The organism is Synechococcus sp. GFB01 (assembly GCF_001039265.1).
Lineage (GTDB): Bacteria > Cyanobacteriota > Cyanobacteriia > PCC-6307 > Cyanobiaceae > NIES-981.
The window spans coordinates 1-8,317 of the sequence record NZ_LFEK01000077.1 but is presented as its reverse complement, the minus strand read 5'-3'; the positions used below and the strand labels follow the sequence as shown (position 1 = coordinate 8,317).

Below are 8,317 nucleotides of genomic sequence, written 5' to 3'. Positions count from 1 at the left end.
CGACCGGATCGAGGTGGTGGCCGATGGGCAGCCGCCGCTGGCTGTGCAGGTGGTGGGCAGCGACCCCGACACGGGCGGCCGCATCGTGCAGTTTCCGCCCGAGTGCGCGGATGCGGCGGCGCTGGAGCCCCTGCTGGTGCGCTATGGCGCCATCCCGCTGCCGCCCTACATCCACGAGCACGACGCGTCCGACAACGAGCGCTATCANGACCCGCTACGCCGCCCGCCCCGNCGCCGTGGCCGCCCCCNACCGCCGGTCTGCACCTCAGTGATGAGCTGCTGGCCGCCATCCGCGCCCGTGGCGTGGAGCTGGCCACCACCACCCTGCACGTGGGCCTCGGCACCTTTAGGCCGGTGGAAACGGAAGACCTGCGCCATCTCGAACTGCACAGCGAGTGGGTGGAGGTGAGCCGCGAGCTGGTCGATGCGGTGGCCGCCTGCCGGAGGCGGGGCGGCCGCGTGATCGCGATCGGCACCACCTCGGTGCGCAGCCTGGAGGCGGTGGCCCAGCTCCATGGCGGGATGCTGGCGCCCCACACGGGTCCGGTGAACCTGGTGATCCAGCCCGGCTACCGCTTCCAGGTGGTGCAGGGCCTGCTCACCAACTTCCACCTGCCCAAGAGTTCGCTGCTGCTGCTGGTGAGCGCCCTGATCGGCCGCGAGCGGCTCCTGGCCCTCTACGCCGAAGCGATGGAGCGTCGCTACCGCTTCTTCTCCTACGGCGATGCCATGTGGATCGCACCGGAAGCGGTGCTGGCGGAGTCGCGGCCCCAGGNCTGACGCCCACACGATGCCCACACGGAAAAGCCCCCGGGCATGCCGGGGGCTGAAGGGCGGGGCAGGTTTGAACTGCTCCGGATCAGGCGGCGGCCAGGTTGGCGGCCACGAAGTCCCAGTTCACCAGCTTCTCGAGGAAGGTGGTGATGTAGTCGGGACGGCGGTTCTGGTAGTCGAGGTAGTAGGCGTGCTCCCACACGTCCATGGTGAGCAGGGCCTTCTGGCCGTGGGCCAGGGGCAGGTCGGCATTGCCGGTCTTGGTCACCTTGAGGGTGCCTCCATCCAGCACCAGCCAGGCCCAGCCGCTGCCGAACTGGGTGGCGCCGGCGGTCTTGAACTGCTCCACGAAGGCTTCGAAGCTGCCGAAGTCGGCGTTGATCCTGTCGGCCAGGGCGCCGCTGGGCCGGCCGCCGCCACCGGGCTTCATGCACTGCCAGTAGAAGCTGTGGTTCCACACCTGGGCGGCGTTGTTGAACACACCGGCCTTGCCGGCGTCACCGGCCACGGCGGTGATGGTGTCTTCCAGGCTCTTGCCCTCCAGCTCGGTGCCGGCCACCAGATTGTTGAGGTTGGTGACATAGGCGTTGTGGTGCTTGCCGTGGTGGAACTCGAGCGTCTGGCGGGAGATGTGCGGCTCCAGGGCGTCGAGGTCGTAGGGCAGCGCGGGCAGCGTGTGAGCCATGGAACAGGGTCAGGAGATGGATGTTGCCTGCCGGCGTCTCCGACGGCAGGGGCATCCTAACGATCGCGATCTGTGCTGATCCGTGGTGATCAGCCGCCCACCCGGAGCAGTTCCACCTCGAAGACCAGGGTGGCATTGGNCGGNATCACGCCGCCGGCGCCACGCTCGCCGTAGGCNAGATCGGGCGGGATCACCAGCTTGCGCTTGCCCCCCACGCGCATGCCAGCCACGCCCTCGTCCCAGCCCTTGATCACCCGGCCGCCACCGAGCGGGAAGGAGAAGGGCCCGCGGCCGTAGCTGCTGTCGAACTCCTTGCCGTTGGTGAGCGTGCCGCGGTAGTTCACCACCACCGTCTGGCCGGCCACGGCTTCGGCGCCATCGCCCACCACCAGGTCGGTGATGCGCAGCCCGGAGGGGGTCTGCCGCTCCCGGGGGGCGCTCATCTCGCCGCCCAGGGCGCTGGCCTGGGCGATCTCGGAGTCAGCGCTGGCGGGAGGGGTTTCGGGAGCCATGGCAAAGAGGGTGGGGTTGGGGTCGTCGGGGATCGAGCTCGAACGGATTGGCGCTCTGGCTGGCCGCGGCCACCACCGGAGCGGCGGCGGCAGCCGGGGCTGCGGTGGAGACGGCCGTGGCGGTGGCCGTGGTGGTGACGGGCGAGGCCACCGCCGGTGGGGTGGGGCTCACCAGCTGGCTGATCAGTGCCACCAGCAGGCAGGCCACACACACCGCTGAGCTGATCAGGATGTCGCGCATGACCGATCCGGAACTGGGCTGATTCTGCCCACACGCCCGGCTCTGGGATCGGATCGCTCAGGGCTCGGGCTCGCCGCGGCTCTGCAGCTGGCGCAGGCTCTGCTCCAGCCGGTCGATGCGGCCACGCAGCTCGTCGAGTTCGCGCTGCTGGGGAATGCCGAGGTCCTGCAGCAGCTGGTCGCGGTTGCGCTCCAGCTGGCGGCTGGCCTGCTCCTCGAGCCCTGGCGTCTCGCCCCGCAGGGCCCTGAGCACATCCTCTACTAGGGCGGAGGCGTGGCTGGGGTCGAGCTTGCCGCTGCGCACCCATTCCTGACTCACCCAGCGCAGCCGCTCGGTCACCAGCGAGGTGGTGCCGAGGCCGCGCAGCAGCAGCTGTTGCAGGGGATTGCTCGGGTCCATGGTGGGCTGGCTCGAGGGCGGGGAGGATGTCTTCACCATGGCGCTTTCTACGCTGCCCTGCCATGGGCACCGATCGGCGCACTCTGCTGGCCTGCTGCCTGGTCGGCGGCGGGCTGGCCGGGCTGGCGCTGCCGCCGCTGGGCGCGCCGCCACTGCTGTGGCTGGCGTTGCTGCCCCTCTGGATGGCGGCAGCGTCGGACCAGCCGCTGGCGGGCGGCGCCTCTGGGGCGGGGCGGCCGTGCTGGTGAGCCATCGCTGGCTGCTCGGCCTGCATCCCCTCGACTGGATCGGCGTGCCGCTGCCGCTGAGCCTGCCGCTCTGCCTGCTGCTGCTGGGGCTGATCAGTGCCCTGGCTGCCCTGCTGGTGGGGCTCTGGACCCGGCTGGCGGCCCGGCTGAATCCATGGCGGCCCAGCTCCGCGCTCCTGCTCTGCTGCTGCTGGGGGCTGGCCGAAGTGCTGCTGGCCCGAGGCCCGCTGTTCTGGATCGGCCTCGGGGCGGCGGTGCTGCCGGGCGATCGGCCCCTGGCAGGGCTGGCCAGGCTGGTGGGTGCCGGCGGGCTGGCGCGCTGCAGCTGGCGATCGGCTGGTGCGGCTGGCGCTGCCTGGCGTCGGCGCGGCGGGGCCGCTGGCTGGCCGGCCTGCTCACGGCGCTGCTGCTGCTCCATGCCCTCGGTGGCCTGGCTCTGGCCTGGCTGCCGGCCGATGGGGGGCGGCGCGAGCGGGTGCTGGTGCTGCAGCCGGCGATTCCCACCCGGGAGAAGTTCGAGCCTCGTCAGCGGCAGTGGCTGCGGCGCCAGCTCGAGCTGGCCCTGCAGGAGGCCTCCGTGGTCGGTGCCGATCTGGTGCTGCTGCCGGAGGGGGCCCTGGGCCTGGAGCCCGAGCTGGCGGGACCTGCACCGGTGGAGCTGATCAGCGGTGGCTTCCGCTGGCAGGAGCGGGGCGATCGCCTCGAGCAGCGCAGCGCTCTGCTGCGCTTCGCGCCGGGGTCGCTGCAGGCTGGCAGCTGGCTCGACAAGCACCGCGTGGTGCTGCTGGGCGAGTGGCTGCCCCTGGTCGATCTGGTGCGCTGGAGTGGTCTCTCGGCGGTCGGTGGCATCGAACCCGGGCCGCCCTCCCGGTTGCTGGCCCGCCCGGCCGGGGCGGTGGCGGGTGCGATCTGCTACGAGCTGAGTGACGGGGCGTCGCTGGCCGCCGCGGTGCGGCAGGGGGCGCTCTGGCTGCTGGCCAGCGCCAACCTCGACCCCTATCCGCCGCAGCTGCAGCGGCAGTACGAGGCCCTGGCCCAGCTGCGCGCGATCGAGCTGGCCCGCTGGCTGGTGAGCTCCGCCAACACCGGCCCCAGCCTGCTGGTGGATCCGTCCGGGGTGGTGCGCCAGCGGCTGCCGCCCGGGGTGCCGCAGCGGGCGGTGCTGGAGGTGGCACAGCGGCGGGATCGCACCGGCTATGCGCGCTGGGGCGATGCTCCGCTGCTGCTGCTGGCGCTGGCGGCCCTGTTCTGGCGCTGGCGAGCGGGTCGCTCAGCCGGGAGGCTCTGAAGCAGGGGAGGGCAGTGGTGGCGGTGGGGCCGGCAGGCCGCCCGGGGCCGGTTTCGGCATCGGCAGGGCAACCCCGAACAGATCGGCCAGGGCGGCGATGCGCTGCTCCGGAGGCTCGGGCCCCAGGGACCAGAGGCTCTCCAGGTAGAAGAAGGCGACGCCGAGCCCCTGGGCCCGGTTGGCGGCCACCTTGCTGCGGATCAGTTCGATGCTGGTCGGCCGGTTGCGCTGACCGCTCATCAAGGCGATGGCGGTGGGGATGCGCCGCCGCGCCTCCTGCACCTCGGGTCGATTGAGCTGGGGCAGGTAGCTCTCGAGATCGGGTCGGTAGATCTGGATCACCAGTTCATCGGCGATGCCGCGCTGCACCCAGCTGCGCCAGTCCTGCAGCTGCAGCTTGTAGGCGAAGTCGTAGTAGTTGGGCGAGATCGAGATGATGGCGCCCGGCCGGGCCGCCCGCACCGCCTTGCTCAGTCGATCCATGAAGGCGGTGATCCGGTCGGCCCGCCACTTCACCCAGGCGCCGTCGGCGGGGTTGGCCGGCGGGTCGCGGCCGGTCTCCTTGCGGTAGAGGGCCGTGGTGAAGGAGTCGTAGCCGAACTCCCGCGGCAGGCTCATGTGGTCGTCGAACTGAATGCCGTCGGCGCCGTAGGTGGTGACCACCTCCAGCACCAGATCGGTGATCAGCTGCTGCACCTCTGGCCGGAAGGGGTTCAGCCAAACCACCTCGCCGGCGGCGCTGATCGAGGTGAGCCCGCCATCCTGCTTCTGGGTGAGCCAGGCCCGATGGCGGCGGGCCAGCTCCGAGTCGGGCGGAGCCATGAAGCCGAACTCGAACCAGGGCACCACCGCCAGGCCGCGGCTGCGGCCCGCATCGATCAGCTCGGCCAGCACGTCCTGGCCCTGCAGGCCGCGGAAGCTGAAGTCCTGCAGCTGGCGCTGTTGGACGACCTGGCTGGGGTAGTAGGCCAGGCCGCCGTTCCAGACCACGGCATAGAGCCGGTTGAAGCCCAGATCGGCGAGCTGGTTCACCGTGGCCTGCATGCGGCCGCGGTCGCGCAGCACCGGCATGTCGTTGGCGGTGAGCCAGACGCCGCGCAGCTCCTGCTGCTGGGCCCGGGCCGGCGGGGCGAACTGCAGCAGCCCTGCGAGCAGCGGTGGCAGCAGCCAGCTGGCCAGGGCCAGCGCGATCAGCCCTCTCCGGCGCGGTCGCGGCAGGCACTTCATGGCGGCAGGTTAGGGGGAGGGGCCAGGGGATTGCCCCCATCCGGCGGGATCGGGCCGGATCGGCAGTCCTCGAGAATGGGCCCACCGCCCCGGCGACCATGGCCCTCGATCAGCTTCGTGCGTTCCTGCTGCGGGTGCAGGAGGATCCGGCTCTGCGCCAGGCGGTTCAGGCGGCCGCCACGGCCGACGATGTGGCCCAGCTGGCCGCGCCGCTGGGGTTCGAGTTCTCGGGTGATGAGCTGCTGCGCATCTCCGGCCAGCGGGTGGGCCGGGTCACCGTCACCAAGCAGGACATCCCCGGCGAGTACAGCTGAGCGCTCAGTCGTCGTATATCAGGCACTTCTGGTTGGAGGGATTCAGATCGCAGAACACCTCCAGGGGCGAGGGTGCGTCGGTGACGTCGGGATGGCGCTGCTGGAAGGCCACCAGGTCGTCACCCCCCAATGGGCACAATCTCGGCGGCTTCAGAGCCGCAGCTGGCTGGCATAGGGGCCCAGGGCCCCGAGACAGGCCCGGCCGCAGTGGCAGCCGAGGCTGATCGCCTGCTGCGGGCTCCAGCCGGCCGCCAGCCCTGCCGTGACTCCGGCCGCGAAGCTGTCGCCGGCCCCGTAGGCGTCGATCACCGGCCCCTGCAGCGGCAGCGCCAGGAACCGCCCCCCCGGCAGCGCCTCGCCCCCGGCGGCCCCGGTGGTGCGGATCAGCAGGCGTGGCTGCGGCTCGAGATCGCCGGGCTCGCATCGCTCCGCCGGGTCGAGCCCGCTGCCGATCAGGGCGTCGAGCCGCACGGCGGCCTGGCGCAGCAGCGGCAGCCGCACCCGTGGCGTGGCAGTGAGGCAGCGGGCCCGGCGGGCCCGCTGCAGCGCCGCCGCATCCGCGGCGCTCACGAACACACCGTCTGCATGCTCCAGAGCCGCCCAGGCGAGTGGATCGGCCGCAGCCGGTGCCAGCCTCTCGCCGATCACGGTGATCGTGCGCTCGCCGCTGCGATCGCAGAAGCTGATGCCGCGGCGGGTGGGGGCGTCGCGCCAGGCCACCTGGAGACTGAGACCCAGCTCCTGCAGCTGCCGTTCCGCCTGCCGGCCGACCGCATCGCGCCCGAGGGCCGTGATCAAGGTCACGGGCCGGCCCGTGAGCCGGGCCAGCTGCACCGCCACCACCGCGCCACCTCCGGCGGGCAGCTCCAGCAGGGCCTCACCCCTGGCGATCTCGCCGGGGCGGGGAAGGTGCTCCACCGCCACGAAGCTCACCACCTCCACATGGCCCACCACGGCCAGATCGAGGGGCGGCAGCTGCGGCAGGGCCTCCAGGGGCAGGGGACGCCAGGGCTCCGGACCCGCAGACCCTTCGTGCATCCGCATGCTCCCGGCGTTGCTCAGGCCCTGTTTGACATGCGCCGCCCCGCGCCACAAGGTGGAGGGTCCGGGGGATCGCCTGCGCGGCGCCCTCGCCTCCCCACGGATCCGCCATGGCACTGATTGGCCTGATCGCCGCCCTGGTGGGCGTGCTGCTGCTCTGGACCCGCTGGACCCCGCTGAGCGGCTCCCCGGCCGGCCCCAAGGCTGCCCCAGTCGAGAGCATCGATCGCGCCCGGCAGGCGGTCGAGGGGATCGACGCGCAACAGCAGCGCCAGGCCGACCAGGTGAACCGGATGCTCCAGCCCTGAGCCGAGCCGGAGCTGCTGCCTGAGCGGAGCAGCAAGGTTGCGGCTCGATTCCGGCCTGCGACACCCAGCAGCCGGATCTTGCCGGGGAAGCGCTGCCGGGGCAGCTTCTGGAGCACGCCGATCGAGCGACTGCAGAGCGAAGCGCAACCGGCCGGATGGCTCTGCAGCGAGGGGGGCCGGAGCGGTTTGCCGTTGCGCCAGGCACCCTGGCCGCGGATCGCCACGATCCGCTGCCGCAGCGGCGGAACATCGAGAATCGCCAGAACCGGCCGGCCGGCTTCGAAGCGCGCCAGCGAGACGGCCCAGTAGGGGATGCCCGCCGCGAAGTTGGTGGTGCCATCGAGCGGATCCACCACCCAGTAGGCGTGGCTGCTCGGGACCCGCCGGTCCCCTTCCTCACTGAGCACCCCCTCGCCGGGGAACAGTTCGGCCAGACCCGCCACGAGCGTTTCATCGCTCCACCGGTCACAGGCGGTGATCAGGCTGCCGTCAGCCTTGACGTCCGAGACCATGTGGCCGAAATCGGCCCGCTGGCGTTCAGCCACCCGGTCCAGCAGAGACGCCAGACCGGGAAGCAGCAGAGGCGTGGAAGCAGCCGTGGTCATCCGAGCTCGAGGGCCAGAACCTTGCTGAGGCTCCTGGCGGTATCCTCCCTGAACTGGCGCAGGTTGATGCGACGCAGCATCCTCAGCGCCGCAAACGCCACGAGTACCTCGATGCCGAGCACCACGGCATAGGCGGGGTAGGAGCCGCCATCGAGGCCCAGGCTCTGCTGCAGCAGGCGACCCAGATCCAGCAGACCGCCGCCCATCACCTTGCCCAGGGCACGGGAGAGGGCCTGGGCAAGCCCCCAGACCCCCACGAAGGTGCCGGCAGCGGCCGGCAGCGTGAGATCCAGCATCAGCACGAGAGCGCTGTTGGTGCCGATGCCGGCGGACAGGCCGAAGAGGAGCATCACCAGTTGCAGCAGAGCAACCCGGCCGCTCAGTCCGACAAGCAGCAGGAGCACGAGGCTGGCCAGGATCAACTGACAGCCCAGACGCGCCGTGGCGATCTTGCCGAGGCGGGGCACGATGGCAAGCCCGGCCAGCAACAGACCCAGGAGGGTGCCGCTGCCCCAGACGGCGTTCAGGGACGCGCTGGCGGCGATCGGCATGCCGAACACCTCGGCGCCGTAGCTCTCCAGGATCGGGTCCTGGAGGAACAGGGCAAGGGTGAACAGCACCAGAAAGATGAAGAACACGAGCACCTGGCGGCTGGAGGTGATCAGTGCCCAGGCC

General features: G+C 71.5%; 10 protein-coding genes and 3 pseudogenes. 5 read left to right on the top strand and 8 right to left on the bottom strand.

Going from position 1 to position 8,317, the window contains the following annotated elements; genetic code table 11:
• Positions 1-780: pseudogene (queA, locus tag SYNGFB01_RS09165) on the top strand (tRNA preQ1(34) S-adenosylmethionine ribosyltransferase-isomerase QueA); the annotation flags it as partial.
• Between the two features lie 79 nt (positions 781-859).
• On the opposite strand, the gene SYNGFB01_RS09160 reads toward queA, so the two are convergent.
• The 3 genes and pseudogenes from SYNGFB01_RS09160 to SYNGFB01_RS09150 form a co-directional block, all read right to left on the bottom strand.
• Positions 860-1,459, bottom strand: a complete 600-nt coding sequence (locus tag SYNGFB01_RS09160; RefSeq protein ID WP_048017800.1) for a superoxide dismutase — start codon at positions 1,457-1,459, stop codon at positions 860-862.
• Positions 1,460-1,548: 89 nt separating this feature from the next.
• A pseudogene (locus SYNGFB01_RS09155) lies at positions 1,549-2,212 on the bottom strand (FKBP-type peptidyl-prolyl cis-trans isomerase).
• A gap of 57 nt (positions 2,213-2,269) precedes the next feature.
• Complete coding sequence (locus SYNGFB01_RS09150; RefSeq protein WP_048017802.1) at positions 2,270-2,611, bottom strand: phasin family protein; 342 nt, start codon at positions 2,609-2,611, stop codon at positions 2,270-2,272.
• A gap of 62 nt (positions 2,612-2,673) precedes the next feature.
• Between SYNGFB01_RS09150 and SYNGFB01_RS15510 the strand changes: the two genes are divergently transcribed.
• Together SYNGFB01_RS15510 and SYNGFB01_RS09145 are read left to right on the top strand one after the other, a co-directional pair.
• Positions 2,674-2,859 (top strand): hypothetical protein, encoded by a 186-nt coding sequence (locus SYNGFB01_RS15510; RefSeq protein ID WP_235300086.1) that lies wholly within the window; start codon positions 2,674-2,676, stop codon positions 2,857-2,859.
• Positions 2,860-3,013: 154 nt separating this feature from the next.
• Positions 3,014-4,147: an apolipoprotein N-acyltransferase gene (locus SYNGFB01_RS09145; protein ID WP_235300085.1), complete on the top strand. Its 1,134-nt coding sequence runs from the start codon at positions 3,014-3,016 to the stop codon at positions 4,145-4,147.
• Here the strand turns inward: SYNGFB01_RS09145 and SYNGFB01_RS09140 are convergent.
• Positions 4,130-5,374 carry a glycoside hydrolase family 10 protein gene (locus tag SYNGFB01_RS09140; protein ID WP_048017799.1) on the bottom strand — a complete coding sequence of 415 codons (1,245 nt, stop codon included), beginning with the start codon at positions 5,372-5,374 and terminating at the stop codon, positions 4,130-4,132. The genes SYNGFB01_RS09145 and SYNGFB01_RS09140 overlap by 18 nt on opposite strands.
• A 98-nt stretch (positions 5,375-5,472) precedes the next feature.
• On the opposite strand from SYNGFB01_RS09140, the gene SYNGFB01_RS09135 reads away from it, so the two are divergent.
• Positions 5,473-5,688, top strand: a complete 216-nt coding sequence (locus SYNGFB01_RS09135; RefSeq protein WP_048017798.1) for a Nif11-like leader peptide family natural product precursor — start codon at positions 5,473-5,475, stop codon at positions 5,686-5,688.
• 4 nt (positions 5,689-5,692) lie between these two features.
• Here the strand turns inward: SYNGFB01_RS09135 and SYNGFB01_RS14665 are convergent, their stop codons facing one another.
• Together SYNGFB01_RS14665 and SYNGFB01_RS09125 are read right to left on the bottom strand one after the other, a co-directional pair.
• Positions 5,693-5,818, bottom strand: a complete 126-nt coding sequence (locus tag SYNGFB01_RS14665; protein WP_161795881.1) for a CP12 domain-containing protein — start codon at positions 5,816-5,818, stop codon at positions 5,693-5,695.
• A 20-nt stretch (positions 5,819-5,838) separates the two neighbouring features.
• Positions 5,839-6,732: a PfkB family carbohydrate kinase gene (locus SYNGFB01_RS09125; RefSeq protein WP_235300084.1), complete on the bottom strand. Its 894-nt coding sequence runs from the start codon at positions 6,730-6,732 to the stop codon at positions 5,839-5,841.
• Positions 6,733-6,839: 107 nt separating this feature from the next.
• Between SYNGFB01_RS09125 and SYNGFB01_RS14945 the strand changes: the two genes are divergently transcribed.
• Positions 6,840-7,037: a hypothetical protein gene (locus SYNGFB01_RS14945; protein ID WP_048017782.1), complete on the top strand. Its 198-nt coding sequence runs from the start codon at positions 6,840-6,842 to the stop codon at positions 7,035-7,037.
• A 46-nt stretch (positions 7,038-7,083) separates the two neighbouring features.
• On the opposite strand, the pseudogene SYNGFB01_RS13290 reads toward SYNGFB01_RS14945, so the two are convergent.
• Together SYNGFB01_RS13290 and SYNGFB01_RS09110 are read right to left on the bottom strand one after the other, a co-directional pair.
• A pseudogene (locus SYNGFB01_RS13290) lies at positions 7,084-7,642 on the bottom strand (inositol monophosphatase family protein); the annotation flags it as partial.
• Positions 7,639-8,317, bottom strand: a 679-nt coding sequence (locus tag SYNGFB01_RS09110; protein WP_048017795.1) for a PucC family protein, incomplete at its 5' end; no start/stop codon positions are given. The gene SYNGFB01_RS09110 and the pseudogene SYNGFB01_RS13290, both read right to left, overlap by 4 nt.

Excerpts from the sequence above, each read along its gene's own strand:
- SYNGFB01_RS09160 (WP_048017800.1), bottom strand. The coding sequence starts at position 1,459 with ATGGCTCACACGCTGCCCGCGCTGCCCTACGACCTCGACGCCCTGGAG.
- SYNGFB01_RS09150 (WP_048017802.1), bottom strand. The coding sequence starts at position 2,611 with ATGGACCCGAGCAATCCCCTGCAACAGCTGCTGCTGCGCGGCCTCGGC.
- SYNGFB01_RS15510 (WP_235300086.1), top strand. The coding sequence starts at position 2,674 with ATGGGCACCGATCGGCGCACTCTGCTGGCCTGCTGCCTGGTCGGCGGC.
- SYNGFB01_RS09145 (WP_235300085.1), top strand. The coding sequence starts at position 3,014 with ATGGCGGCCCAGCTCCGCGCTCCTGCTCTGCTGCTGCTGGGGGCTGGC.
- SYNGFB01_RS09140 (WP_048017799.1), bottom strand. The coding sequence starts at position 5,374 with ATGAAGTGCCTGCCGCGACCGCGCCGGAGAGGGCTGATCGCGCTGGCC.
- SYNGFB01_RS09135 (WP_048017798.1), top strand. The coding sequence starts at position 5,473 with ATGGCCCTCGATCAGCTTCGTGCGTTCCTGCTGCGGGTGCAGGAGGAT.
- SYNGFB01_RS09125 (WP_235300084.1), bottom strand. The coding sequence starts at position 6,732 with ATGCGGATGCACGAAGGGTCTGCGGGTCCGGAGCCCTGGCGTCCCCTG.
- SYNGFB01_RS14945 (WP_048017782.1), top strand. The coding sequence starts at position 6,840 with ATGGCACTGATTGGCCTGATCGCCGCCCTGGTGGGCGTGCTGCTGCTC.